At 65.2% G+C, this 24,097-nt stretch carries 22 protein-coding genes and 1 tRNA gene; 9 read left to right on the forward strand and 14 right to left on the reverse strand.

The genetic code is table 11. The features are described from left to right. Entirely contained in the window at nucleotides 1–444 is a 444-nt protein-coding gene (locus J3E64_RS00105; RefSeq protein WP_253338344.1) for a cupin domain-containing protein, read from the reverse strand. Nucleotides 445–498: 54 nt separating this feature from the next. Here J3E64_RS00105 and dapE point away from each other — a divergent pair, with 54 nt between their 5' ends. Further along, nucleotides 499–1,641 (forward strand): succinyl-diaminopimelate desuccinylase, encoded by a 1,143-nt coding sequence (gene dapE / locus J3E64_RS00110; RefSeq protein WP_253338347.1) that lies wholly within the window; start codon nucleotides 499–501, stop codon nucleotides 1,639–1,641. A 177-nt stretch (nucleotides 1,642–1,818) separates the two neighbouring features. On the opposite strand, the gene J3E64_RS00115 is transcribed toward dapE, so the two are convergent. From J3E64_RS00115 to J3E64_RS00130, 4 genes are all read right to left on the reverse strand, one after another. Next, complete coding sequence (locus tag J3E64_RS00115; RefSeq protein WP_253338349.1) at nucleotides 1,819–3,501, reverse strand: bifunctional diguanylate cyclase/phosphodiesterase; 1,683 nt, start codon at nucleotides 3,499–3,501, stop codon at nucleotides 1,819–1,821. Between the two features lie 101 nt (nucleotides 3,502–3,602). Continuing rightward, nucleotides 3,603–4,139 carry a Smr/MutS family protein gene (locus tag J3E64_RS00120; protein ID WP_253338351.1) on the reverse strand — a complete coding sequence of 179 codons (537 nt, stop codon included), beginning with the start codon at nucleotides 4,137–4,139 and terminating at the stop codon, nucleotides 3,603–3,605. A 13-nt stretch (nucleotides 4,140–4,152) separates the two neighbouring features. After that, nucleotides 4,153–5,424: a murein transglycosylase A gene (locus J3E64_RS00125; RefSeq protein ID WP_253338353.1), complete on the reverse strand. Its 1,272-nt coding sequence runs from the start codon at nucleotides 5,422–5,424 to the stop codon at nucleotides 4,153–4,155. Next, nucleotides 5,421–6,074 carry a Tim44/TimA family putative adaptor protein gene (locus J3E64_RS00130; protein ID WP_253338355.1) on the reverse strand — a complete coding sequence of 218 codons (654 nt, stop codon included), beginning with the start codon at nucleotides 6,072–6,074 and terminating at the stop codon, nucleotides 5,421–5,423. The genes J3E64_RS00125 and J3E64_RS00130 overlap by 4 nt, the downstream gene beginning before the upstream one ends. 181 nt (nucleotides 6,075–6,255) lie before the next feature. Between J3E64_RS00130 and secB the strand changes: the two genes are divergently transcribed. From secB to J3E64_RS00150, 4 genes are all read left to right on the forward strand, one after another. Then, nucleotides 6,256–6,762, forward strand: coding sequence for a protein-export chaperone SecB (gene secB / locus J3E64_RS00135; RefSeq protein WP_253338357.1), 507 nt, complete (start codon nucleotides 6,256–6,258; stop codon nucleotides 6,760–6,762). 75 nt (nucleotides 6,763–6,837) lie between these two features. Further along, nucleotides 6,838–8,430, forward strand: coding sequence for a murein biosynthesis integral membrane protein MurJ (gene murJ, locus J3E64_RS00140; RefSeq protein ID WP_253338359.1), 1,593 nt, complete (start codon nucleotides 6,838–6,840; stop codon nucleotides 8,428–8,430). Between the two features lie 4 nt (nucleotides 8,431–8,434). Further along, on the forward strand, nucleotides 8,435–9,439 hold the full coding sequence (trpS, locus tag J3E64_RS00145; RefSeq protein WP_253338362.1) for a tryptophan--tRNA ligase: 1,005 nt from the start codon (nucleotides 8,435–8,437) through the stop codon (nucleotides 9,437–9,439). A gap of 180 nt (nucleotides 9,440–9,619) precedes the next feature. Then, nucleotides 9,620–10,279 (forward strand): DUF4136 domain-containing protein, encoded by a 660-nt coding sequence (locus J3E64_RS00150; RefSeq protein ID WP_253338364.1) that lies wholly within the window; start codon nucleotides 9,620–9,622, stop codon nucleotides 10,277–10,279. Nucleotides 10,280–10,394: 115 nt separating this feature from the next. On the opposite strand, the gene J3E64_RS00155 is transcribed toward J3E64_RS00150, so the two are convergent. The 3 genes from J3E64_RS00155 to J3E64_RS00165 are packed head-to-tail and all read right to left on the reverse strand — an operon-like array spanning nucleotide 10,395 to nucleotide 12,237. Then, nucleotides 10,395–10,946, reverse strand: coding sequence for an LptA/OstA family protein (locus J3E64_RS00155; protein ID WP_253338366.1), 552 nt, complete (start codon nucleotides 10,944–10,946; stop codon nucleotides 10,395–10,397). After that, on the reverse strand, nucleotides 10,946–11,593 hold the full coding sequence (locus J3E64_RS00160) for an LPS export ABC transporter periplasmic protein LptC (protein WP_253338368.1): 648 nt from the start codon (nucleotides 11,591–11,593) through the stop codon (nucleotides 10,946–10,948). Before J3E64_RS00160 ends, J3E64_RS00155 begins: the two co-directional genes overlap by 1 nt. Before the next feature lie 26 nt (nucleotides 11,594–11,619). Continuing rightward, nucleotides 11,620–12,237, reverse strand: a complete 618-nt coding sequence (locus J3E64_RS00165) for a ribonuclease D (RefSeq protein ID WP_253338370.1) — start codon at nucleotides 12,235–12,237, stop codon at nucleotides 11,620–11,622. Between the two features lie 260 nt (nucleotides 12,238–12,497). Here J3E64_RS00165 and J3E64_RS20600 point away from each other — a divergent pair, with 260 nt between their 5' ends. Next, nucleotides 12,498–13,343 carry a cold-shock protein gene (locus J3E64_RS20600; RefSeq protein WP_301286796.1) on the forward strand — a complete coding sequence of 282 codons (846 nt, stop codon included), beginning with the start codon at nucleotides 12,498–12,500 and terminating at the stop codon, nucleotides 13,341–13,343. A 225-nt stretch (nucleotides 13,344–13,568) separates the two neighbouring features. After that, nucleotides 13,569–14,459 (forward strand): hypothetical protein, encoded by an 891-nt coding sequence (locus tag J3E64_RS00180; protein ID WP_253338372.1) that lies wholly within the window; start codon nucleotides 13,569–13,571, stop codon nucleotides 14,457–14,459. Nucleotides 14,460–14,494: 35 nt separating this feature from the next. On the opposite strand, the gene J3E64_RS00185 is transcribed toward J3E64_RS00180, so the two are convergent. After that, entirely contained in the window at nucleotides 14,495–15,916 is a 1,422-nt protein-coding gene (locus tag J3E64_RS00185; RefSeq protein WP_253338374.1) for a short-chain fatty acyl-CoA regulator family protein, read from the reverse strand. A 138-nt stretch (nucleotides 15,917–16,054) separates the two neighbouring features. On the opposite strand from J3E64_RS00185, the gene J3E64_RS00190 reads away from it, so the two are divergent. Further along, complete coding sequence (locus tag J3E64_RS00190; RefSeq protein ID WP_253338376.1) at nucleotides 16,055–16,228, forward strand: hypothetical protein; 174 nt, start codon at nucleotides 16,055–16,057, stop codon at nucleotides 16,226–16,228. 63 nt (nucleotides 16,229–16,291) lie between these two features. On the opposite strand, the gene J3E64_RS00195 is transcribed toward J3E64_RS00190, so the two are convergent. The 4 genes from J3E64_RS00195 to J3E64_RS00210 form a co-directional block, all read right to left on the reverse strand. Further along, the gene (locus J3E64_RS00195; protein ID WP_253338378.1) at nucleotides 16,292–17,290 is read right to left on the reverse strand and encodes an inorganic phosphate transporter; all 999 of its coding nucleotides are present in this window, start codon (nucleotides 17,288–17,290) and stop codon (nucleotides 16,292–16,294) included. A gap of 12 nt (nucleotides 17,291–17,302) precedes the next feature. Beyond that, nucleotides 17,303–18,418 carry a DUF47 family protein gene (locus J3E64_RS00200; RefSeq protein ID WP_253338380.1) on the reverse strand — a complete coding sequence of 372 codons (1,116 nt, stop codon included), beginning with the start codon at nucleotides 18,416–18,418 and terminating at the stop codon, nucleotides 17,303–17,305. 99 nt (nucleotides 18,419–18,517) lie between these two features. Next, on the reverse strand, nucleotides 18,518–20,638 hold the full coding sequence (locus tag J3E64_RS00205; protein ID WP_253338382.1) for a TonB-dependent receptor: 2,121 nt from the start codon (nucleotides 20,636–20,638) through the stop codon (nucleotides 18,518–18,520). 109 nt (nucleotides 20,639–20,747) lie between these two features. Next, nucleotides 20,748–21,650 (reverse strand): substrate-binding domain-containing protein, encoded by a 903-nt coding sequence (locus J3E64_RS00210; protein ID WP_253339344.1) that lies wholly within the window; start codon nucleotides 21,648–21,650, stop codon nucleotides 20,748–20,750. Nucleotides 21,651–21,735: 85 nt separating this feature from the next. Between J3E64_RS00210 and J3E64_RS00215 the strand changes: the two genes are divergently transcribed. After that, a tRNA-Gly gene (locus J3E64_RS00215) sits at nucleotides 21,736–21,809 on the forward strand. Nucleotides 21,810–21,895: 86 nt separating this feature from the next. Here J3E64_RS00215 and J3E64_RS00220 read toward each other — a convergent pair. Then, complete coding sequence (locus J3E64_RS00220; RefSeq protein ID WP_253338384.1) at nucleotides 21,896–24,004, reverse strand: bifunctional (p)ppGpp synthetase/guanosine-3',5'-bis(diphosphate) 3'-pyrophosphohydrolase; 2,109 nt, start codon at nucleotides 24,002–24,004, stop codon at nucleotides 21,896–21,898. Between the last annotated feature and the right edge of the window lie 93 nt (nucleotides 24,005–24,097).

Here is a 24,097-nt window from a genome sequence, read left to right on the forward strand (position 1 = left end):
TCAGAAATCGCTTCCATCCGTGCGTCGGTAGCTTCCCCCCGTCCAGACCATGTCGATGTCCGCATAATGGCAATCGCCCAACGGCGGCCGGCCGAACGCCAGGAACAGGCAGTCGGCGTCGCTTTCGTTGACCAGGTGGTGACCGTTGGGCTCTCCCTTGGGAAAGGCGGCCATGTCTCCCGGTCGCATGGCTGTGCGGCTCCCATCCTCCACCAGCACTGCCTCCCCCGCCAGCATCACGACGAATTCGTCCTCATCCTCGTGCCAGTGGCGCTGGGAGGATGCCGCGCCGGGTTTCAGCATCACCTGGCTGACGCCGAAGTCGCTCAGGCCGGCGGCCTGCCCCAGCCGCCGGACCCATCGCCCGCCGACCAGGGCGGCGTGGGCGGGCGGATAGCCTGTACTGTTGGTCTGGGCGATGGTGTTCGCTTCGATTCGGGGCATGGCCTTCTCCTGCTGTCGCTGGCCAACGGGCATGGCTTTCGCTAACGCGACGCGATGAGCAATGCCAGCCCCAATGACGATGTTGTGGACCTGACCCGGCGCCTGCTGGCCTGTCCATCCGTAACACCCGCTATTGGCGACGTTTTTACGGCGCTGGAAGCCATGCTAACCCCATTGGGCTTCACCGTCGACCGTTTCGTGGCGGGCGGGCCGCCCGACGGTCCGGTCGAAAATCTGCTGGCCTGGCGCACGACCGGCGCGGGTCCGCATTTCGCCTTCGCAGGCCATCTGGACGTGGTGCCTCCGGGACCGGGGTGGACCAGCGATCCTTTCGTGCCCGATGTGCGCGGCGACCTGCTCTACGGTCGCGGCGCGGTCGATATGAAGGGGGCCATCGCCGCGTTCGTTGCCGCGCTCGCCGATGTGCCGGCCGACCTGCCGGGCACGATAAGCCTGATCATCACCGGCGACGAGGAAGGACCGGCGGTGCACGGGACGCTGGCGCTGATGGAGCGGATGGCGGCGCGCGGTCTGCGTCCGGACCTGTGCCTGGTCGGCGAACCCACATCTGCGGCGCGACTGGGCGACGTCGTCAAGATCGGGCGTCGGGGGTCGGTCAATATGTGGATCCGCGTCGCGGGCGTGCAGGGCCACGTCGCCTACCCTCATCTGGCCGACAACCCGATTCCCCGGCTGGTGCGCATTCTTTCGGCGATCGAGGCGGAGGTGCTGGACGAGGGGACCGACTGGTTTCAGCCCAGCAACATCGAGATCACCGACCTGGATGTCGGCAATGCGGCCCATAATGTCATTCCCGGCGCGGCCACGGCGCGCATTTCCATCCGTTTCAACGACCGGCATAGCGGTGCGTCCCTGATCGATCGGATCGCGGCCATCGCGGCGCGGGATGGGGGCACGGTCGAAGCGAAGATCAGCGGCGAATCCTTCCTGACCCAGCCGGGTCCGCTGTCGGGCATGGTGCAGCAGGCAATCCATGAGGTGACGGGGCTCGACGCCGAATTGTCGACGACCGGCGGGACATCCGATGCCCGCTTCCTGTCGCGACTGTGCCCGGTGGTCGAATTCGGCCTCAACAATGCGACCATGCACAAGCTGGACGAGGCGGTGGCGCTGGCCGACCTGCACGATCTGCGGCGGATCTACCGCCTGATCGTGGAAAGGGCGCTGGCGGATTGATTTTGCCATGTGCATTCTCCGGCGGCTTGGATGGGTCCGCCAACGTCAAAATCGCAAAATCCACCGGAATCAGATATTTTCAGTGGTCCGAAGAGGCTCTGACATTCGGGGAGACTTGGCGTCGAACCGTATCGAATGTCAGCATCGGACCGTCCGTGCGCTGAACGCCGACCAGGTTCAGACGCTGCGCCGCTCGCGCTGGCCGGGTGCGGCAAAGCGGGCCAGATACTCCGCCTCGCGGGATGGCATGGCAAGATGATAGCCCTGGAACATCGTGCAACCGATCACGCGCAGCACATCGATCTGGGCGCCGCTTTCGATACCCTCGATCACCACCTCCATCCCCAGTCCCTGGATCAGGCCCACGACCGCGCTGCAAATGGTGCGCGCTTCCGCCGACGTCGCAATGTCGCGGACGAGGCTGCGGTCGATCTTGACCCGGTCTACCGGCAGTTCCTTCAGCCGGGCGAGGTTGGAATAGCCCGTGCCGAAATCGTCGATGGCGACGCTGACGCCGTCCCGGCGCAGCGCGCGCAATTGATCCAGAACGCGCGCGTCCATGTCCATGGCGAGCGATTCGGTGATTTCCAGCTCCAGCATCGTGGCGGGCGCATGATGGATGGCCATGGTGTGACGCAGGCGCAGGAAGAAATCCGGTTGCCCCAGTTCCCGCATCGAAATGTTCATGGCGATGCGCTGGTCGATACCCTCGCGCGTCCAACGCGCGGCGGTTTCGCAAACCTTGCCCATCACCCAGTCGCCCAGCGCCACGATCGCGCCGCTTTCCTCCGCGATCGGCACGAACGCGCCGGGCATGATCAGGTCGCGTCGGGGATGGGCCCATCGGACCAGCGCTTCCGCCGTGACGGAGCGGCCGGTTGCAATGTCGATCTGCGGCTGGAATTCCAGCAGAAATTCGTCCCGCTCCAGCGCCCGTGCCAGATCCTCTTCCAGTTCGGCGCGGTCGGACGCTTCCAGGGCCAGTTGCGCGGAATAGATTTCCGACCGTCCGCGTCCCTGGTGCTTAGCGTGATACATGGCGACGTCGGCGGCCCGCAACAGGGCGGGAAGCGTATCGCCATGGTCGGGATAGCAGGCGATGCCGATCGACGCGCCCAGTTCGATATGCTGGCTGCCAAGGTCAAATCGCTCGCCCAGCGCGAACTGGATCGCGCGGGCGATACGCGCGGCGGCATTTTCGCCGGACAATATCGGGAAGAACAGGGTGAATTCGTCGCCGGCCAGACGCCCGATGACCGCGTCGCCAACGCCGCCGCTCACCTGGGCCATCACCACTTCGCATAGGCGCCCGGCGACACGCGCCAGCAACTGGTCGCCGGCCGCGTGACCCAGCGTGTCGTTGACATGCTTGAACCCGTCGAGGTCGATGAAGAACAGCGCCGCCGATCCGCCTTCGATCCGCTGGTCCAGGTGGCGTTCCACCTGCCGGCAAAAGCTGGTGCGGTTGGCGAGACCCGTCACCTGATCGATCAGGGCCAGCGCCTGCACATGGTCCAGATTGGTGCGCACCTGGCTGAACAGGCTTTCCATCGCGACCGACAGGTCGGGCAGTTCGGCGGCGATTTCCCCCGGGACGGGCGATTGCAAATCGCCATGCGCGGCGCCCAGCAGCCGCTCCGTCGTCGCGTCGATCGCGCTGGCGGTGGCGGCCATCGATCGGCTGGCCGATGCCCAACTCATCGTGCCGCACAATATGGCGATGATGAGCGATCGGCCGATCTGGGTCAGGTCGTCGCCCTGGCCCTCCGAATAGCCCAGAACGAGGGACAGGGTGAATACCATTGCCCCGGCCGCGCAGGCGAACGCAGTGGCGCGGCTTTTCAACGTCACCCCCTGCATTGCTTCTCCACCCGATCAAACCGCCCCCGTCAGCGGAGCCCGATCAGCCGGATATGAAGGACGGTGGTTAAGAAAGGGTCAGCGAAGGCGTCCCGCGCCAGCTATTTTTTGCGTCGCAGGATCAGGTAGAGCGCCCCGTCTCCGCCATGTCGGGGATGGGCGACGCGCACGCTCGCAATCCGGTCGGCATGGGGGCTTGTTTCCAGCCAGTGGCCGATTTCGCGGCGAATGGCGCCGCGCCGGGCATCCGCGCCCATGCCACCCGTTTTCCGCGGTTTGCCAGTCACGACGAGCAGGACACGGGCGTCCCGCGACAGCGCCGCGCCCAAGACCTGGTTCAATCGCACATGGGCCGCCGAAAGCGTGTGGCCGTGCAGATCGACGCTCATGTCGGGAATGATATTGCCGCCGCGGATGTGCTTTTCCCAGCTGTTGTCGAGAACCGGCGTCGGCATGCGCGGGGCGGCCTCGACGGGGCGGGCAGGCTGCGCGGTCGTTAACCCTTTTTCCCGCGGAGCCTGCATCGGCGGCGACGCCAACGGAGGGGCGGATATGGGCTGCGCGCGCAATGGCCGGACCGACCGGGTCAGAGCGTTCCAGAGCGCCCGTTCCTCGTTCGACAGCAGCCTCCGGACCATCGCCCGCGTGCCGTCAGGGTCGGGTCAGGCGCGCCGCCGATCCGATCGGCAGCAGGATGAGGGCGCTGCCGCGCGCCGACATGCCGCCAGCTATGCCGCGCGCGCGGGCACCCGCGCCCCAGAAGCTGTCGAAGCGGTTGGCGCCCTTGATCGCGCCGCCGGTGTCCTGCGCGATCCATATGCCATTGGGCTCGGCGCGATCGAGCGACAGCAGCACCGGCGCACCGAGCGGGACGAATTTGGGGTCGGCCGCCACCGTCGCTTCGGGGGTCACGGCCACGCCCATGGCGCCGATCGGCCCCGCGCCGGTGAGTTCGCGGAAAAAGACGAAGCTCCTGTTCTCGTTCATGATCGCCGCGCCTTCGGCGGGATGGGACCGCAGATAGCCCATGATATCCTGCATTGATCCGGCCTTGATCAGCCCGCGATCCTTCATCAGCTTGCCGATGCCGGTATAGTCGCGGCCGTTCTGGCCGTCATAGCCGATACGCATGATGCCGCCGTCGGGCAGCGTCAGTCGGCCCGAACCCTGTACCTGAAGGAAGAAGAATTCGACCGGGTCCGCCGCCCAGGCCAGTTCAAGCCCGCGCCCGGCGAGCGAGCCGCCGACGATCTGGCCGCGGTCGTCGAAGGGCACCAGTTTCGTTCCGTCCACCTTGCCCCGGATCGTGCGGCCCTTCAGGCTGTCGCTGAACTGGCCCAGATCGACGTCGACCAGGTTGGGCGGGCGGCGATAGACAGGCACGTCATAGCCCGGCTGACGCACGCGGGAACCGGCGATTTCCGGTTCATAATAACCGGTGACGAAGGCAGCACCGTCGCCCACCTGAACCGCTTCGAAATAACGGGAGAAGAATTCGCTGGCGCTCGCTTCGGGCCAGCTCGACGCGGCGGCGCAGGCATTGTTCCAGTCCGACCCGCGCGTCAGGCCGCTCGGATCGGGTCGACGCATCAGGCTGGGGCAGGACAGGCGGAACGCCTGGAGCGCCAGCCGAGACCGCTCGCCCGACGGGATCAGGGCGCCAATGTCGGGGCCGGGTCGCACGCCCAGACCGGCGGCGGTGGTCACGTCCAGGGTCAGGTCGTCAGGATTGAGCACCGGCAAGGCGGGGCGCGGCGTCGCCGGGACGGGGCGGGTCGCGATCTCGCCGGACTGCGACGGCCCGCCCGATGCGGGTCTTGCGGGGGCAGGACCGCCCGCCGACGGCGGAATGACGCCCCCGGCGCAAGCCGACAGCAGCGCCAGCGCCGCCAGCAGCGCGCTGCCCGATGTCCAGCGGATCATGCCTCGTCGGTTTCGCTGAGCTTCCAGTTGGGGTCCGCGCTGCGGATGTCGCGGGTGAAAGTCCAGATGTCGCGCGTGCCGATCGCGTCGGTCATCGATCCGGCGACCACCGTGCCGTCCTTGTCGCGGGTGATGGCGGCGATGTCGGCTTCAAAGCGCAACGACAACTCGGCGATACGGCCGTTCAGCGCGGCTGAGACAATCTGCGCCTTCTCGATCCGCACCAGACGATTGTCCAGCACATGGCCCTCCGCCTCGCGCGCGGCGATCGCGTCTTCGAACGATGCAAGCACGTCGGTGTCGCACAACCATGCCAGTTCGTCCCGGTCGCCGCGCCAGAAGGCTTCGAGCACCATCTTGTAGGCGCTCTTGGCGCCTTCTACGAACTGCGGAACGTCGAAATTCCGATCCGCGCCGATCAGCGCCCTTACGCCCGCTTCGGCACCGGGGCCGACCAGGCCTTCGGACAGCCGCACCGAATCGCCGGCCGTTTCGACCGAGGTGCGGGGTTGCAGCACGGTCACCTTCGCGCGCTCCTCGGCCGGGCGCGGCGCGGGTTCCTGCTCGTGGCCGGTGCGCTTGCCGAGCACCGAATAGAGCCGCAGGGCCAGAAAGCCGGCGATCATGGCGAGGATCACGATAACGTACACGGGGGATAATACCCTTTGCTCAAACTCAGGTTCCATGGGCAACATAGGCATGTTTCCACACAACTTCAAATAGCGGCTTTGTCCCGGTGCCATTGCCCTGTGCGCCCGCCCCTGCTAAGCGCGCGGGTCATTGGTCGCGGGGGCGTGCCGCCGCCGGACAAAAGGGGTTTAAGGACAGAATATGGCCGAAGAAGGCGATCATATCACCACCATCAACACCGGCGCCAACGGTGTCGACACGTCGCCGCAGATCGCGTTGATCAGTCAGTATGTGAAGGATTTGTCGTTCGAGAACCCGAACGCCCCGGCCGTCTACCAGTGGCAGGACCAGCCGCAGATCGACGTGCAGTTCAACATCGGCGCGGACAAGGTGAGCGACGATGTGGTCGAGGTCGCGCTGAAGATAGAGGTCAAGGCGGTCGCGCCGCAGGGCACCGCCTTTGCCGTGGAACTGCTTTACGCGGCGCTGTTCGGCATGCGCAACGTTCCTGAGGATCAGGTCCAACCCTTCATGCTGGCCGAAGCGCCGCGCCTCATCTTTCCCTTCGCCCGCCGCGTGCTGGCCGATGCGATCCGCGACGGCGGCTTTCCGCCGCTGCTGCTGGACCCGATCGATTTCGGCACGCTGTACATGCAGCAGGCCGAAGCGATGCAGACCACGGCTGGCGAACCGGCAGGCCACGCCTGACGGCCATATGCGCCTGATCGCGGGTCGCCCGGGGGCAGCGATCGGCCCGGCCCGAACGGAACAGGGGGGCGTGCCATGAACCTTGCCAAGGCGCTGGGTTCCGTCGGCGGGCTGACGCTGGCCAGCCGCGTGCTGGCGCTGGTGCGCGATTCGCTGGCGGCGCGCTATGTCGGCGCGGGCTTCGCGTCGGACGCCTTCAACGGTGTCGCCTTCCGCCTGCCCAACATGTTTCGCGCGCTGTTCGCGGAAGGGGCCTTTTCCGCTGCCTTCATCCCGCTGTTCAACCGCAAGGCGGCGGGCGAGGGCGGATTGGCTGCGGCGCATGATTTCGCCGAGCGGGCGCTTGCGGTGCTGTTTCCCGTCCTTGTCCTCTTCACCCTGGCGCTCATCGTCGCGGCGTGGCCGGTGACATGGGCGCTGTCCGGGGGTTTCTCGCGACAGAATCCGACCGACGACCAGTTCGCCTTCGCCGTCACCCTGTCGCGCATCACCATCCCCTATCTGGCGCTCATTTCGCTGGCTTCGCTGCTGGGCGGCATCCTGAATTCGCTCGACCGCTTCTGGGTCAACGCGGCCGCGCCGATTCTGCTCAACCTGGCGATGATCCTGGGCCTGTGGCTGTTCCATGGCGCCGACGAATATGAAACCGCGCGGGTGCAGGCGATGTCGGTGACGGTCGGCGGCGCGCTGCAATTGCTGTGGCTGGTGCTGGCTTGCCGCGGAGCGGGGGTCAAGTTGCGCCTGCGCCGGCCGCGCTTCGACGGGGATGTGCGCGAACTGCTGCGGCTGATCATCCCGGCCGCCGCCGGAGCCGGCGCGCAGCAGGTCAACCTGCTGGTATCGACTGCCCTGTCGGGATGGTTGCTGACGTCGGGTTCCATCACCTACATCTATTATGCCGACCGGCTGAACCAGTTGCCGCTGGGCCTGATCGGCATCGGTCTTGGCACCATATTGCTGCCTACCATTTCACGCATGCTGTCCAGGGGCGAGGAACAGGCGGCGATGGAAACGCAGAACCGGGGTATCGAACTGGCGCTGTTCCTGACGCTGCCGGCAACGGTCGCCTTCCTGACGGTGGCCGAACCGATCGTGCGCGGCCTGTTCCAATATGGTCGTTTCACCGCGGAGGATGCGCAGCGGTGCGGCTGGGCGCTGTCCGCCTTCTCGATCGGGCTGCCCGCCTATGTGCTCGTGAAGGTGCTGACGCCCGGCTATTACGCCCGGGGCGATACGAAGACGCCGGTGCGCTATGCGATGCTGTCGATCCTGATCAACATTGCCGGCAACATCGCGCTGATCCCGACGCTGGGCCATGTCGGCCCGCCGCTGGCGACGGCCCTGTCCTCGACGGTCAATGTCGGCCTCTTGTACCTGACGCTGGTTCGGCGAGGCCATTTCGCCGCCGACGCGGGGCTGCGCGGGCGCCTGCCGCGCCTGGCCGTCGCCGCCCTGCTGATGGGCGCGGCGCTGTGGGCGGGGGAGGGGCTGCTGGACCCTTGGCTGTCGGGCGCGATGATCCAGCGTTATGTCGCGCTCGCGGTGCTTGTCGGCGCGGGTGTCGCGCTGTACGGGCTGGCCTGTTTCGTGACCGGCGCCTACCGGCTTTCCGACCTGCGGGCGCTGATGCGCCGGCGCGGCGCCCCCGCAACTGACAAGAATGGATAGAAGAATGCGCGTCCTTTCCGGCATCCAGCCTACCGGCAATCTGCACCTTGGCAACTACCTCGGTGCGATCCGCAACTGGGTGCGGATGCAGGACGACATGAGCGGCGATTCGCGCTGCTTCTTCTTTCTGGCCGACCTGCATTCGATCAGCGTGCACGAAGGGCGGGAACAGCGTCTGGCCAATGTCCGCGACATGACTGCCGCGCTGATCGCCTGCGGGATCGATCCGGACCGGTCGGTCCTGTTCAACCAGGCGCGCGTGCCCGCCCATGCCGAACTGTGCTGGCTGCTGAACGGCACCGCGCGGATCGGCTGGCTGAACCGCATGACCCAGTTCAAGGACAAGGCTGGCAAGAATCGCGAGAGCGCGAGCGTGGGCCTCTATGTCTATCCGGTGCTTCAGGCCGCCGACGTGCTGCTCTATCAGGCGACCCATGTGCCGGTGGGGGAGGACCAGAAGCAGCATCTGGAACTGACCCGCGATGTCGCGCTCAAGTTCAACACCGATTTCGGCGTCGACCTGTTCACCCTGCCCGAACCCTATATTCCCAAGGAATCGGCGCGGATCATGTCGTTGCGCGACGGATCGGCGAAAATGTCCAAGTCCGACCCCAGCGACATGAGCCGGATCAACCTGTCCGACGACGACGACATGCTGGCGCAAAAGATCCGCAAGGCCAAGACCGATCCCGAACCGCTGCCGGGCGAGGCGGCCGGCCTGGAAGGTCGGCCCGAGGCGCAGAATCTGATCGGCATCTACGCGACCCTGGCCGACATGACGCCCGATGCGGTCTGCGCGCAGTTCGGCGGGCAGGGTTTCGGCGCGTTCAAGCCCGCCATGGCCGATCTGGTGGTGGCGAAGATCGGGCCGATCCGCGACCGCTATGTGGCGTTGCGCGACGACCATGCCGCGCTCGACGCGATCCTGGAAAAGGGCGCGGCCAAGGCGGCGGAAGCGGCGGCACCAACCTTGCGCGGGGCCTATGATGCGATGGGCCTGATGCGCTGACCCCCAGCGTGCGTTGAACGTCATGACGGTTTGACGCGTCCGGCGGCGTCCTAGCGCTGACGGAACATGGTTTTTGCGCCCGTTCGGGCAGTTCGCGCGTTCAAACGATGTTCAGTTGCCATTTGCTATTGCAAGCGGCAAGATGAACCTAGGCGCAATGCCTGTCACAGGACGCAAAAAATGACCCGTTTCAACAAGATCGGCCTGATCGCGGCGCCAGCGCTGGCGTTGATGGCGCTGTCCGGCTGTGCCACGCCGTTCAAGGCCGATGTCGCCCGTTTCCAGCAATTGCCCGCCCCCGCCGGGCAGAGTTTCGCCGTCGTCGCCGACGATCCGAAGCTGGCAGGCGGGCTGGAGTTCTCCCATTATGCCGATCTTGTCGGCCAGCGCTTGTCGCAGACCGGCTACGTCGCCGCCACCGACCCGGCCAGCGCCGACCTGATCGTGCGCGTCGCCTATGATGTCGACAATGGCCGGGAAAAGGTGCGCTCGACCGGTTACGGCGGACCCGACCCCTTCTATAGCGGCTTTTACGGCGGCTGGGGCTGGCGCGGCCGCTGGGCGCGCCCCTGGGGCTATGGCTTCTACGATCCGTGGCTGTTCGGGCCGGGCGGCTACAGCGACGTGACCAGCTATACGGTCTACACCAGCGATCTCAGCATGAAGATTGACCGCGCGGCCGACAATCGCCGCCTGTTCGAGGGCAAGGCGAGCGCCCAGTCGCTGTCGAACAAGCTGACCTATCTGGTCCCGAATCTGATTGACGCGATGTTCACGAATTTTCCCGGCCAGAACGGGGAAAGCGTGAAGATCACCTTGCCGCCCGAAAAGAAGGGCTGATCAGGACAGGCTTCGGGTCGGCTTCCGGCACGACCCCGCCAGGCCCGGCCGTCCGCAGGGATGCGCCGGGCTTTCCTGTATGGACGCGGTGCATTTCGGCCCGTCCCGGCCCCGGTCAGTTGTTCCGTTGCGGCACGGTGAAGGTGCCCGACACGCGGCCGCTGGGGCTGGTGCCCGCGCCCGTTCCGCCGGAAGACCGTCCGTCGACCGTCGTGCGACCGCTGTTGAGATCCATGACCAGTCGCCCGCCGGTCAGCCGGTTCGAACCCTGGGTCAGCGCGACATTGCCGAGCATGGTGATAAGCTTGGCATTGAGGTCGTAGATGGCGACATTGCCGCGCGCGGTCTGGTCGGCCTTGGTGACGACGACGTTGCCCGACGCATCGATCCGGTCGATCTGGATACCGCTGGTGTCCGACCCGCCAGGCTGGTTGCGGTATGCGACCGTCATGCGGGCGGCGTTCAGTGTCATGCCCGCCTGCGTTACCACGACATTGCCGGACACGACGACTCGGTCGGCGCGGTCCTGCACCTCGATCCGGTCGGCGGTGAAGTTCACCGGGGCGTTGCTGTCATGATTGCGGAATACCTGGGCGTCCGCGCCGGCGATCATCACGCCGGCGGCGCCGGCGATTCCGGTGGTCAGCAGGATGAGGGTGCGTTTCATCAGTTCCGCCCTTTGAGGCCATTTTGTTCGATGCGCAAGCGGGCGCGACCATTGAGCGTCACCGTCCGCGCATTCATGTCCGCTTCCAGATGGTCGGCGCTGAACGTGCCGATCGGGATGCGCCCGTCGACACGGCCCGCGCTTCGCATTCGCCGGCTGGTGAGGTCAACGCCCACGTCGCGGGTCGTCAGGCGATAGCCGCCCGCCGCCTGGAACTGGACCGGTCCGTCGATCGCCACCTTCTCGCTGTCCATGTCATAGCGGCCCTTCTGCGCGGTCAGCACGGCTGGGCCGTCCGACATCAGGATGCGGGCGGACATGTCGTTAAGGTCGACGATCGGCTCACGCGAGCTTTTCTGCACCGCCGAACCCGCGCGCAGCGAAAAGGGCTGTCCCTTGCTGTCCTCGCCGCGATACAGCGCCTCGCTCACGCGCATCCGTTCCTTCGCCACCTCGACCTTGTTCTTGTCCAGCACGAAGCTGACCTTGTCGCCGTTAGTGAAGGGCGCCATCGCCAGCAACGCGCTGAGCACGCCGACCGCCACGGGCAGCCAGTTCTTGAGCAGCGCGACCAGCCGGTCATGGCTGCCCCCCGGCCGCGCCCAGTGGCGGCGCGCATGGCGTTGCTGATCGGCCTGGACGGACATGGCTGCTCGGTCGGTCCTCTACCTGCTCACATATGCGCGAAGATGTCGATCTCCGGCCATCCCGCCAGATCCAGTTCGGCGCGGTGCGGCAGGAAATCGAAACAGGCCTGTGCCAGTTCCATGCGACCTTCGCGCAGAAGGCGCTTGTCCAGTTCGGCCTTCAGCTGGTGCAGGAAGCGCACGTCCGACGCGGCGTAATCCTTCTGCGCGTCCGACAGGACAGGGCTGCCCCAGTCGCTCGATTGCTGCTGCTTGCTGATGTCCTGTCCCAACAATTCGCGCACCAGTTCCTTCAGGCCATGCCGGTCGGTATAGGTGCGCACCAGCCGGGAGGCGATCTTGGTGCAATATACGGGCGCGGCGACGACGCCCAGATAATGTTTGATAGCGGCAATGTCGAAACGGCCGAAATGATAGAGCTTCAGCCGTTCGGGATCGGCGAGCACGGCTTTCAGGTTCGGCGCGGCATAATCGCTGCCCGGACTGAAACGGACCAGATGCTCGTCGCCCTTGCCGTCGCTGATCTGGACGACGCACAGGCGGTCGCGGGGCGTGATCAACCCCATGGTTTCGGTATCGACGGCGATCGGACCTGGCGCAAGCACGCCGGCGGGCAGATCTTCTTCATGAAAATGGACGGTCATGATCCTCCCTCTATGGCCAAACGGCGTGCGCCGCAATCTGGCCTTTGCAGGCGCGCAAATAAGCGACGAACATCGCTGGAAATGCGTCGATCGGGGAAAAGGAACGGAACATGACCGTTGCCATGAAAATCATTCGCGCTGCCTTGAAAAGTTGTTATAGTGAGTCCCAAACCGCGGCTTTGGCGGTGGATTCTGCATGTCATTCGCCCGACATGTTTGTCCGACTCAAATTGGGGCGAAGCGAAAGTGACTAACAGGGCATGAGTTTTGACAGAGGGCGCCGCGGCGGGCGCGGCAAGGACAAGCGCGACAGTTTCGGCGACGAAGGTTTCTACGATCAGGGCGGCCGTGGTGGCTTTGGCGGTGGCTTCGAAGGCGGTGGCTTTGGAGGCGGTGATCGCGGCGGCTTCGGCGGTGGCGGCGGTGACCGCGGCGGCTTTGGCGGCGGCAACCGGGGCGGTGGCTTCGGCGGCGGCGGTGGTGGCGGCGGCTTTGGCGGCGGCAACCGGGGCGGCGGCTTTGGCGGCGGCGGTGGTGGCGGCGGCTTCGGCGGCGGTCGCGGCATGCCTGCGCAGGTCGTCGGCGAAGGCCAGGGCGTCGTCAAATTCTTCAATGGCCAGAAGGGTTTTGGCTTTATCGTCCGTGACGATGGCGGCGAAGACGTGTTCGTACACATCAGCGCGGTCGAGCAGGCCGGCCTGACCGGTCTTGCCGAAGGGCAGCCGCTCGGCTTCACCCTCGTGGATCGCGGCGGCAAGGTGTCGGCGACCGACCTCAAGATCGAGGGCGAACCGCTCCCCGTCACCGATCGCGCGCCCCCGCGCGAACCGCGCGGCGGCGGCTTCGGTGCTCCGGGCGGCGATCGCGGCCCGCAGCGCCAGCTGACCGGCGAGCGCGCCAGCGGCACGGTCAAGTTCTTCAACGCCATGAAGGGCTTCGGCTTCATTCAGCGCGATGACGGCCAGCCTGACGCGTTCGTGCACATCAGCGCGGTCGAGCGGGCGGGCATGGCGGCCCTGAACGAAGGCGACCGCCTTGACTTCGAACTGGAAGTCGATCGCCGCGGTAAATATGCGGCGGTCAATCTCCAGTCGAAAGCCGACTGACGCAAAGCCGGAATCATCCCTGTTCAGGGGAGAGGATGAAAAGGGTCGCCCCCACGGGGCGGCCCTTTTTGCTGGCCGCGATTCATGACCGGCTTTGTAAGTACACCCTCTCGCGACCGTACATTAGCCTGGGAAGCGTTCAGTTTTTTCCTTGGGGGGGCGAGCGTGAAATATGGGAAATTATTTTGCCTGATTATTTTTCTTCTCAACGCGGGCTGCGGACCTGTGCTGCGGGAAGTCAGATATAGCGGCGGGTATCCAGGCTATATTCTCGACAAGCGGACGTTCAACGCGTCCCGGTCCAAGAGCCTGACACTTCTTCGTGCGACGATCATCCTGGCCATGGCCGCCGACATGGGCCGATCCACCGTCAGCGGTCAGGATGGTGACGGTTTTGCCCGGCTGCTCGCCAGTGCAACGAAGGAAATCAATTATGCGGCCGCCGATATTTACGGGCCGGTGACGGAGGCTTGCCCGGTCGGCAATCCTGCGGCGCCGTATCCGGGCGACGCGGGTTGCAAGGGTTTCAAGGAGAATTTCGAAGCGAATATTCCCCTCATCGAAGCCCGGATCGTCAAGGTCATGCTCGCGGCCTTGCCCACCGACAAAGCGCGGAAATTTCTGGACGACGCGCTCAAGGGCGATGTCATGGGCGCCGCCTGGAATGCTCTGGGCGCGGTAGCGACGACCGTTGGCGGTCTCCATGTGGCGTTTGCGCGCTATCGGTCGGGGCTGGAGACGGTGGCGGGAAGTCTGCCGGCCTGTGCGGACGGAAAGACACAATATGATCCTGCCAAACATACCGTCCATCATGCGGCGAAATGCCTGGGTCTTTCGGAAAACGACCTGTTCTTAAATCCCGACGAAGCCAGGCCGGACCTGCTTGCATCGGCTACGGTAAGTCCGCGCGCCTTCTTCATGCTGATGCGGGGGATCGCCGCCGATTGCGTCAGCCTGGATTATGGCGGGAAGGGTGAAGATCTTGATGCGAGCAAAATCCTCAGGAAAAAGGCCTGCAACTCCATCGGATTCCAACCCGAGGTGCGGCCGTTCCGATTAGATAGCGGGCACGGCGAAACCGCGCCGATCGCAACGGATTCGGCGCCGGCCGATTGACGCGTAGTTGAACGGTCGCACGTCTGACAAGGCTATCAAACCCGCCTGAACGGAAAGGGCGCGGCGGTCCGTTCATAGCTGTGCATGTCCAGCGCCCGCGTGACGGGGGGCAGGGCGCGGTCGGCGCAGTCGCGGCGGTCGCACAGGGGGCAGGTCGGCCCCACGGCCGTTGCCTGCCCCTTGTCCGGGTCCAGGCCGTCGGCATGGACGATGCGCGGCGCGTGCTTCGCCTCGCACCCGATCGCGATCACCTGCCGCCCCCGCGCTCCGGGCACGCGCGGCAGGGCAAGGGCAAAGGTGACGAAGCGCCGTCCGTCCGGTGTCTCGATCAACTGGCTCGATACGGTATCGCCTTCGCGCGCGTCGCACGCGTCCCAGCGCGGGCACAGGCCGCCATAGCGGGCAAAGGGCCAGGCCTCGCCGTCGAACCGCTTGGACAGGATCCCCGCCCGGTCGATCTTCGCCATGAAAAAGGGGATGCCGCGCGCGCCCGTCCGTCCCAGGCTGGTGAGCCGGTGCGCCAGTTGTTCCGCCGACACGCCGAAGCGGCGCATCAGCAGCGGCAGGTCGTGGCGGCTCTGCTCGGTGGACCGGCGGAAGCGGTCATAGGGCATGATCAGCGCGGCGGCGGCATGGTTGGTCAGGGCGATGGTGGCCAGGCGCCGGCTGTCCTCGTCCGGCGGGGTAGCGCGGGCAACCTGCGCGGCGATGGCTTCGGCCAGTTCCTGCGTGCAGAGTTGATAGGCGGCGGCGAACAATCGTCCGGGCTCCGGCAGGCCCTCACTCAGCATCAGGCGGCGGCGATGCATGTCATAATGGCGCAGCGTCCCTGCCAGTATCTCCGCGCGCACCACCTGCACCGTCATGCCGTGCCGATCCTTCAGCCGCGTCCGCAGCGCTGTCTGGAGCAGGGCCGGGTCCTCGGGCAATTGTGCGGCAATCGCCTCGGCGCCCGCGTCGATCTCGGCGAAATGATTGCCCGCCCGCGCGACCGTCTCGCGCAGCCAGTCGAGGGGCGCGACCAGCGTCGTGCCGCTGCCCGCGCCGCCACGGCCAGTGGCCGCCATGTCGCCCGGCAACTGGCGCAGGTCGGTGAGCGCACGATAGAATCGCGCGACCGCTTCGCTGACACCGGGATAATTTTCCGCGACTTCCAATATCTCGTCGCGGGCGATGCCGATGTCGCGCACCAGCGCGTCGGACAGGATTTCCGCCAGCTGGCCGGGGCCGCCCTCGGCCGGCGTTGCGGTGAAATCGCGTATGTCGATGTCGTAGGTATTGGCCAGCCGCAGCAGCATCTGGGCGGTCAGCGGCCGCTGGTTGCGTTCCAGATGGTTGAGATAGCTTGGCGATACGCCAAGTTCTTCCGCCATCTGCGTCTGGTTCAATCCCAGTTCGCGCCGAAGCACCCGCAATTTGGGGCCGAGATAGAGTTTGCGGTCGGTCAATTCCGGCATAAGGTCATTATGTCATAAAATGACATAATGACAAATAGAAATCATGACTGGGCGTCATTCACCGTCCTTTCGCCGCGCGCACTTTCGCCCGATAAAGCCGTCATCGGCCGCCAGGCGGCCCCTCGAAAGGATCGACACATGACCACCGACACGATCGAACAGCCCCAGCCCGCCCGTTCGCGCGCGGTCTTCAGCCAGGAGGATTTCAGCCTCATCCGTACCGCCATCGCACATTATCTGCGGGAGGTTCAGGACCAGCCGGAATCGGTCAAATATGCCAATCTCTATCATCGCCTGGGCCGCGTGGCCTGAACGATCCGCGCATGGAGAGGGGGCGGGCGTGGCGGGAGCGATCCGGCCGCGCCCGTCCTGCGTTCAGAACAGCTGCGTCAGCCCGTAGAATAACGCACCGATGGCCGCGGCCGCAGGCAGGGTTACGACCCAGGCGACGATGATGCTCGACGCCACGTTCCAGCGCACGGCCGAAAGCCGCCGCGATGCCCCGACGCCGACGATGGAGCCGGTGATGGTGTGGGTGGTCGACACCGGCACGCCCAGATGGGTCGCCATGAACAAGGTGATGGCGCCGCCCGTTTCCGCGCAGAAACCCTGCGCCGGAGTCAGCCGGGTGATTTTCGATCCCATGGTGTGCACGATCTTCCACCCGCCCAGCAAAGTGCCCAGCCCCATTGCCGCCTGACAGGAAATGACCACCCAGAAAGGCACGTGAAAATCCCCTTCCAGCATATTTTGCGAATAGAGCAGGACGGCAATGATCCCCATTGTCTTCTGCGCGTCATTGCCGCCATGGCCAAGGGAGTAGAGCGATGCGGACACCAGCTGGAGCTTGCGAAAGACCCGGTCGGCGCCCTGCGGCGTGAACCGGCGGAATATCCAGCTGATGAGGAGGACCAGCAACAGCGCGAGGAGCAGCCCGACGGCGGGCGATATGACGATCGCCGCGCTGGTCTTGAACACGCCGCTCCATACCACCGCGCTCAGCCCCGCCTTGGATATGCCCGCGCCCAGCAGGCCGCCGATCAGCGCATGGCTGGATGAGGAAGGGATGCCGAGTCCCCAGGTGATCAGGTTCCAGGCGATCGCGCCCATCAGGGCGCCGAAGATGACCTGCGGGTCGATGATCCCCGCATCGACGATGCCCTTGCCCACCGTTGTCGCGACATGCAGACCGAAGAACAGGAAGGCGATGAAGTTGAAGAAAGCGGCCCAGGCTACCGCATATTGCGGTTTCAGCACGCGGGTCGACACGATGGTTGCGATGGAGTTGGCGGCGTCGTGCAGCCCGTTGAGAAAGTCGAAGGCCAGGGCGACGGCGATCAGCGCGATCAGCAGCGGAAGGGCGATGGGGTCCATGTGCGGTGACGATCAGGCGTGATCGATGACCAGGCCGGAAATCTCGTTGGCCACGTCCTCGAAACGGTCGGTCACCTTTTCGAGATGGCCGTAAATTTCCTTGCCGACGATGAAATCGATGGGGTTGCCGTGGCGCGATGCCTCGAACAACGCCTTCAGCCCCGCCTCGTGCAACAGGTCGGCATGTCCTTCCAGCGTGACCAGCCGCTCGGTAAGGTCGTGCAGGCGTGTGGCATTGAGGTTCAGTGAGCGCAACAACGGCATCGCTTCGGCCGTGATCCGGGCGCATTCGACGATCAGCGCGCTCATGTCCTGCATCTGCGGGGCGAACTGTCGGACTTCGTAAAGGGCGACGGCCTTGGCTGTCTGGTTCATCTGGTCGATCGCGTCGTCCATCACGCCGATCAGCCCGGTGATGGCGCTGCGATCGAACGGTGTCACGAAGATGCGGCGAACGTCGCGCAGCACGTCGCGGATGATGTCGTCGGCCTCATGTTCCTGGTCGGAAATGATCCGGATCTGCTCCGCCATGTCCGGCCCGCCCTTCAGCAGCCGCGCGAGCGCGTCGGCGCCGGCCACCAATGTCGTCGCGTGATCTTCGAACTGTTCGAAGAAACGCCCCTGCTTGGGCATCAAGGCGTGAAACCAGCGCAACATTCCAGTCCTTTCGCTTTGCCTGTCGCGGATCGCGAGCAACAGGCGGAAAAACCAGCCGGGATCGGCCGGCGGTTCCCGGAAGGCGGCGATCATCGACCGCAATTCGGGCTCGTCGACCGCGCGCGCGGCCTCTGCGACGGCGAACCAGCGCAGGTCGCGCTGGCCCTGTTCGGGCCATTGTGTCAGGTGGCCGGTAACGGCAAGAGGAAAGACCTCGACCGTGGCCTCGCGCGATCCGCCCTTGCGGCGGCGCTTGTCATAGCGGTAGCGGCCGATCGGCGCCGGGCAGGCAATGCCGTGAATGCCCGCTTCCTCATAGGCTTCCAGTTCGGCCGCACGGTGGCTGGCCAACCCCTTTATGCGATTGCCCTTGGGAATGACCCACCGACCTGTGTCGCGTGACGTGATCAGCAGAATCTGCATCGACCCGTCTGCGGCGGTGGAATAGGGAAGGGCGGCGATCTGGCGCATGGCGGCGGCGCCTTGTAACGAAATTGTCACAAAGCGCAATCGCCTGCTCTGCCTGCGACCGTCAGGCCCGGACCGGACCCGACGGCCGCCGCAGCCGCATCAGAGCGAGAATCGTGCCGTCAGGCGGATGTCGCGCCCGGCCAGCGGAGCGTAATCCTTTAGGAAGCTGGCATGGCGCCGCGCTTCCACGTCGAAGATATTGTTTGCCGACAGCATCAGCGTGGTACGGTCGTTGCCCGGCAGCGGCTTGAACGACAGGGATGCGTTGACCATCGTAAAGCCGTCGGTCGGCGTTTCGAAATCGCTCACCCGGTCCTGGTCGAACACATGCTCCACCTCGGCACGGGCGGTCAGCCGGTCGCCCTGCGCCTCGATGCCGCCCAGCAGGCGCAGCGGCGGGATGCGGGGCGCCGGCCCGTCGCCCTTGATCGTCGCGCGGACATAATCGGCCAGCCCGTCGAGGTTGACCTTGTACCCGCCCAGCTTTCCCAGCGTGACCGTGCCTTCCGCTTCGAAGCCATAATAGCGCGCGTCCGCCTGGGAAAAGGCATAGCAGGGAAATTCCAGGTCCACGCCGCCATTGGCCGCCTGGCACACGCTGTCGTCGACGATGCTTTCGTAGATATAGCCGCTGAACCAGTTGTGATAACCGGCCAGGCTGAAGCTGTATCCTTCGCCCGAACCGCGTAGCGTGGCTTCCACGCCCCAGCTTTTTTCCAGGCCGAAATCGGCATTGCCCAGTTCGAAGGCCTGCGTGCCCGCATGGTTGCCACGCGCGAACAGTTCCTCGGCTGACGGCGCGCGCTCGCTGCGGGACAGGTTGAGCCCGACGCGCCATCCCGGCAGGACCGCCTGGCTGATGCCCAGCGATCCCGATATCGCGTCGAAGCTGCGGCTGCGGCCCGCGAAATAGAGGCTGTCATCCGCATCCGCCTTCAGGTCGCTATGCTCGAAGCGCGCGCCGGCCTCGATCCGCGTGGCGCCCAGGTCGAGCGACTGGAGCGTGAAGATCCCGATCTGGTCGGTGATGTTCTTGGGCAGGAATTTCTCCTCGCCATCGACGGAAAAGCGGCGCGTGAAGAATTGCGCGCCGACCGCGCCGTCCCATCCGCCGCGCTTGGCCTGGACCAGTTCCAGCCGGCTTTCCATCGACTGATTGTAGAACGTCGTGCCGACCTCGCCCGTGTCCTCGATTTCCTGATGCTGGTAGTCGGCATAGCCGGCGCGCAGCCGGATGCTGTCGATCCAGCTTCCGTTGACGGCGATTTCGCCACGCAGGTCGGCGCGGTCCTGTTTCATGTGCAGCCGCACATCTTCGGCCGGGGCGTCGGGGTCGAGCGAATAGCGTACCGGCACGCCGTAGAAATTGTCGGTGTGGGCAACCGATATGCCCAGATTGCCGCCGTCGTCGATGAACGCGGCGCCGCCCGCGACCTCCCACATACGCCCGGCGCTGTTGGGCAACGTGCCCCGCAGCGTCGCCAGGTCCCGTATCTCGGCATCGCCGCTCGCGGCCGCCTGACGGCGCAGTGCCGGGGTCAGGATATAGCTGCCGGTGTCGAGATCGCCGGTCTTGGAATAGGTCCCGTCCAGATGGACGACGAACCGGTCGGACAGCGGCACTTCGACCTCGCCCGATCCGCTGCGCTCGTTCGCTGCGCTTCCATAAGTGGCGAGCGCATCGATATGCACCGGCTCATCGGGCACGCGGCGCGGGATCCGACTGTCGATCACGTTCACCACCCCGCCGATGGCCGACGATCCGTAGATCAGCGCGGACGGCCCGCGCAATATCTCGATCCGGTCGGCGGTCAGCGGATTGATGGCCACCGCATGATCGACCGATGTGTTGGATACGTCGAAACTGCCGATGCCGTCGGTCAGGATGCGCACGCGTTCGCCCTGGAAGCCACGCAGGATCGGCCGGGACGCATTGGGGCCGAAGGATGTCGACGAAACACCCGGCTGTCGCGCAAGCGTCTCGCCGATGCTGGGTCGCAATTCCCGCGTCAGCTGCTCTCCGGTGACGACCGACGTGCCGGCCAATATGTCGCCCTGCCGGCGCGGGATCAGCGCGGTGACGACGATATTGGCCTGGTTGTCGTGATAATCCGGCTTTGTCGGGGGTGTCTGCGGGCTTGTCTGGGCCAGCGCGGCGATGGGCGAAAGACACAGGACGGACAGGGCGGTGCCGGCCAGGAGCGGCGCGTGTCGAAGCATGGAAAATCCTTTTTGGGGCGACGATGAGACCCTGTATCTGTGGTGATACAACATATCAATAGCGGTTCATCGCGTTTCTGCTGCGATGCGTCATTTTGTCGCGCAAAGGTCAGAGGAACAGGAATTCCGACAAGGCGTCCACACCGGGCTTGCGGCTGGCTTGCGCGCTGACCGCCTGCCGGATCTCGATGGCCGGTAACGGCATGTCCAGCGCCAGCCGCCTGATGTCGGGCATGCGGCCCAGGTCGCGCGCCAGCGGACCGAAGGCGGCGAAGATGCCCTTACCGTTTCTCAGCGCCCCGATGATGGCGGTCATGTCGTCGGTTTCGACCGTCGGCGCACCCAGCGTCGCGCGGCCGCGCTCCAGTGCGCTTTCCAGCAAGGCGCGCATCGGATTGTCCCGGTCCAGCATCAGGGCGGGCGTGCGCGCCAGTGCCTCGCGCGACACGGATGCCTCCGTCGCCAGTGGATGATCGGTCCCGGCGTAAAGGTTGAGCTGTTCCGACCAGCCGTAACGCGACGGCAGGCCGGGCGATTCCCCCAGCGCGTAGAAATAGGCGATGTCGGCACGCCCGTCGCGTAGCGCGGCGGCGGCGTCCGCCGCAGACTGGACATGCAGGTCAAGCGCGATGGCGACATCGTCGTTCGCCGCTTCGAAGGTCGATAGCGCCTCCTGCAAATGGCCGAACACCGGTGCCGGGGCTGCCAGCAGGATGGTCGGACGGGGCGGCGCGGCGGGGGGTGGCGCGACGATGTCCGGGGCAGGGCGCGGCGCGGGGGCATCATGGGCCAGCAGCGCCATGGCCTGCGCCGTCTTGTGCCCGGCGGGCGTCAGCCGGGCGGCGCCCTCCAGATCCTCGAACAGGGGATAGCCCAGCCGCAATTCCAGTGCCGCAAGTTCGGCGGCGATGTCCGCAGCCGCCAGCCCCAGTTCGTTCGCGCAACGATCCAGGCTGCCTGCGGCGACCATCTGCGCGAAGAGATCAAGCTGGCGCAGGGAGGGGCGGTGCATCGCCGGACGATAGAGGAATTGACCGCGTGGGGTAAGGGTCATCTTGACGTATCCGGATCGAAATGGCAGGGCGCTCGTCTGCCGGGCGGGTATAGCTCAATGGTAGAGCACTAGCCTTCCAAGCTTGTGATGCGGGTTCGATCCCCGCTACCCGCTCCAGCATTCCCGTCGATCTTCGCCTTTGGACGCGCCGGGTTTGCCGCGGCCGGTTCGGCGCAGGAAACGCTGCGAAAATCCGGAGGCGCTTAGACCCGGTCCGCCTGCACCACGATGTCGAGCGCGCGGAGCGCCGACAATATGCGCATCAGATGCTGGGCGTCGGCGACTTCCAGGTCGATGACGTCGGTATGGAACGGGCCTTCGCGATTCACCAGTTGCAGGTTGAGGATGTTCGCCTTGGTCGCGCCGAAGACATTGGCGACGGCGGCGAGCGCGCCGGGCTGGTTTTTCACGATCACCTGAAGCCGGGCGGTGCCGCCCTTCGACCTGCTGTCCCAGTTGAGGTCGACCCAGTCCGCATCCTGGCCGGCTTCCAGCGTGCGGCAATCGATGGTGTGGACCTCGATCGGTTCGCCGGTGCGGCGCAGGCCGACGATGCGATCGCCGGGAACGGGGTGGCAGCATTCGCCCAGATTATAGGCGATGCCGGGGGTAAGACCGCGAATGGACACCGGCGCGTGTTGGCGCGGATGCGCTTCCTCCATGCCTTCGGCGCTGGTCGACCCGGGCACCAGCGCCTCCATCACCTCTGAATCGAGCACGCGATGGGTGGCGATGGCGGCCATCAGCGCGGCCCGGTCGTCCAGCTTCAGCCGCTTGAGCGCGGCGTTGAGCGCCTTGTCGCCCAGTTCGCTGGCGAGATCGGGCGGAAAGCGGCCGACGATTTCCTCGTACAGTTTCTCGCCCAGCTTCACTTCCTCGCCGCGCTGCTTCTGGCGAATGAAACGGCGGATGGCGGCGCGCGCCTTGCCGGTGATGGCGAAGGTCAGCCAGCCCGGTTGCGGTTCCTGTCCCTCGGACTTCAGGATTTCGACCTGGTCGCCATTGTCCAGGCTGGTGCGCAACGGCACGACGCGGCCGTTGACCTTTGCCCCCACGGTCTGGTTGCCGAGCGAGGTGTGCACCGCATAGGCGAAATCCACCGGTGTCGATCCCTTGGGCAACTGATGCAACTCGCCCTTGGGGCTGAAGGCGAAGATGCGGTCCTGATACATCGCCATGCGGGTATGTTCGAGCAGCTCGTCCGCGTCCTGACTCTGTTCCAGTATCTCCACCAGGTCGCGCAGCCATGGCGCCTTTTCCTCGCCGGCCGCGACGCTGCGTTGCTTGTAGGCCCAATGCGCGGCGACGCCCAGTTCGGCGTCATGATGCATTTCACGGCTGCGGATCTGGACTTCGATCCGGGCATTGTCCTGATGCACCACCGTCGTGTGGATGGACCGATAGCCGTTGCGCTTGGGGGTGGATATGTAATCCTTGAAACGGCCCGGCACCATCTTGAAGGTGCCGTGGATGACGCCCAGCGCGCGATAGCAATCCTCGACGCTGTCGGTGATGACGCGGAATGCCATGACGTCGGTCAGCTGCTCGAAGCTGATGTGCCGTTCCTGCATCTTCTTCCAGATGGAATAGGGATGTTTTTCACGGCCCGAAACGGTGACGGGCAGGTTGTTGCTTCCCAGCAACAGTTGCAGTTCCGCGCCGATCCGGTCGACCTTGTCATGGCCGCCTTCCTTCAATTGCTCCAGCCGCCGGGTGATGCTGCCATAGGCTTCCGGCTCGATCTCGCGAAAGGCGAGCAGCTGCATTTCGCGCATGAAATCATACATGCCGATCCGCTCCGCCAGCGGGGCATAGATGTCCATCGTCTCGCGGGCGATTCGCCGCCGCTTGCCCTCATTCTTGATGAAGTGCAGCGTGCGCATATTGTGCAGCCGGTCCGCCAGCTTCACCAGCAGCACCCGAATGTCGTCCGACATGGCGAGCAGGAATTTGCGCAGATTCTCTGCCGCCCGCTCATTTTCGGACATGGCCTCGATCTTGCTGAGTTTGGTCACGCCGTCGACCATGCGCGCGACATCGGGGCCGAATGCGCTCTCGATCTCGTCGTAGGTGACCAGCGTATCTTCGATCGTGTCATGCAGCAGGGCCGTCACGATGGTCTGGTCGTCCAGGTTGAAATCGGTCAAAATACCTGCGACTTCAATTGGATGACTGAAATAGGGGTCGCCACTGGCGCGCTTTTGCGACCCGTGCTTCTGGACCGAAAAGACATAGGCGCGGTTGATCATCGCTTCGTCCGCGTCCGGGTCGTAGCGTTTGACCCTTTCAACAAGTTCATACTGGCGTAGCATCGTTGCCCGATTGTGTTGGAACACCCTTGTCGTGCAACAAAAAAATCCCATCTGCGAAGATATGACGGCAATTTTGCAACAGCCGCTGCTTTA

Origin of the sequence: Sphingobium sp. OAS761 (genome assembly GCF_024168485.1) — a bacterium.
GTDB lineage: Bacteria > Pseudomonadota > Alphaproteobacteria > Sphingomonadales > Sphingomonadaceae > Sphingobium.

Excerpts from the sequence above, each read along its gene's own strand:
- J3E64_RS00105 (WP_253338344.1), bottom strand. The coding sequence starts at position 444 with ATGCCCCGAATCGAAGCGAACACCATCGCCCAGACCAACAGTACAGGC.
- dapE (WP_253338347.1), top strand. The coding sequence starts at position 499 with ATGAGCAATGCCAGCCCCAATGACGATGTTGTGGACCTGACCCGGCGC.
- J3E64_RS00115 (WP_253338349.1), bottom strand. The coding sequence starts at position 3,501 with ATGCAGGGGGTGACGTTGAAAAGCCGCGCCACTGCGTTCGCCTGCGCG.
- J3E64_RS00120 (WP_253338351.1), bottom strand. The coding sequence starts at position 4,139 with ATGGTCCGGAGGCTGCTGTCGAACGAGGAACGGGCGCTCTGGAACGCT.
- J3E64_RS00125 (WP_253338353.1), bottom strand. The coding sequence starts at position 5,424 with ATGATCCGCTGGACATCGGGCAGCGCGCTGCTGGCGGCGCTGGCGCTG.
- secB (WP_253338357.1), top strand. The coding sequence starts at position 6,256 with ATGGCCGAAGAAGGCGATCATATCACCACCATCAACACCGGCGCCAAC.
- murJ (WP_253338359.1), top strand. The coding sequence starts at position 6,838 with ATGAACCTTGCCAAGGCGCTGGGTTCCGTCGGCGGGCTGACGCTGGCC.
- trpS (WP_253338362.1), top strand. The coding sequence starts at position 8,435 with ATGCGCGTCCTTTCCGGCATCCAGCCTACCGGCAATCTGCACCTTGGC.
- J3E64_RS00150 (WP_253338364.1), top strand. The coding sequence starts at position 9,620 with ATGACCCGTTTCAACAAGATCGGCCTGATCGCGGCGCCAGCGCTGGCG.
- J3E64_RS00155 (WP_253338366.1), bottom strand. The coding sequence starts at position 10,946 with ATGAAACGCACCCTCATCCTGCTGACCACCGGAATCGCCGGCGCCGCC.
- J3E64_RS00160 (WP_253338368.1), bottom strand. The coding sequence starts at position 11,593 with ATGTCCGTCCAGGCCGATCAGCAACGCCATGCGCGCCGCCACTGGGCG.
- J3E64_RS00165 (WP_253338370.1), bottom strand. The coding sequence starts at position 12,237 with ATGACCGTCCATTTTCATGAAGAAGATCTGCCCGCCGGCGTGCTTGCG.
- J3E64_RS20600 (WP_301286796.1), top strand. The coding sequence starts at position 12,498 with ATGAGTTTTGACAGAGGGCGCCGCGGCGGGCGCGGCAAGGACAAGCGC.
- J3E64_RS00185 (WP_253338374.1), bottom strand. The coding sequence starts at position 15,916 with ATGCCGGAATTGACCGACCGCAAACTCTATCTCGGCCCCAAATTGCGG.
- J3E64_RS00190 (WP_253338376.1), top strand. The coding sequence starts at position 16,055 with ATGACCACCGACACGATCGAACAGCCCCAGCCCGCCCGTTCGCGCGCG.
- J3E64_RS00195 (WP_253338378.1), bottom strand. The coding sequence starts at position 17,290 with ATGGACCCCATCGCCCTTCCGCTGCTGATCGCGCTGATCGCCGTCGCC.
- J3E64_RS00200 (WP_253338380.1), bottom strand. The coding sequence starts at position 18,418 with ATGCGCCAGATCGCCGCCCTTCCCTATTCCACCGCCGCAGACGGGTCG.
- J3E64_RS00205 (WP_253338382.1), bottom strand. The coding sequence starts at position 20,638 with ATGCTTCGACACGCGCCGCTCCTGGCCGGCACCGCCCTGTCCGTCCTG.
- J3E64_RS00210 (WP_253339344.1), bottom strand. The coding sequence starts at position 21,650 with ATGCACCGCCCCTCCCTGCGCCAGCTTGATCTCTTCGCGCAGATGGTC.
- J3E64_RS00220 (WP_253338384.1), bottom strand. The coding sequence starts at position 24,004 with ATGCTACGCCAGTATGAACTTGTTGAAAGGGTCAAACGCTACGACCCG.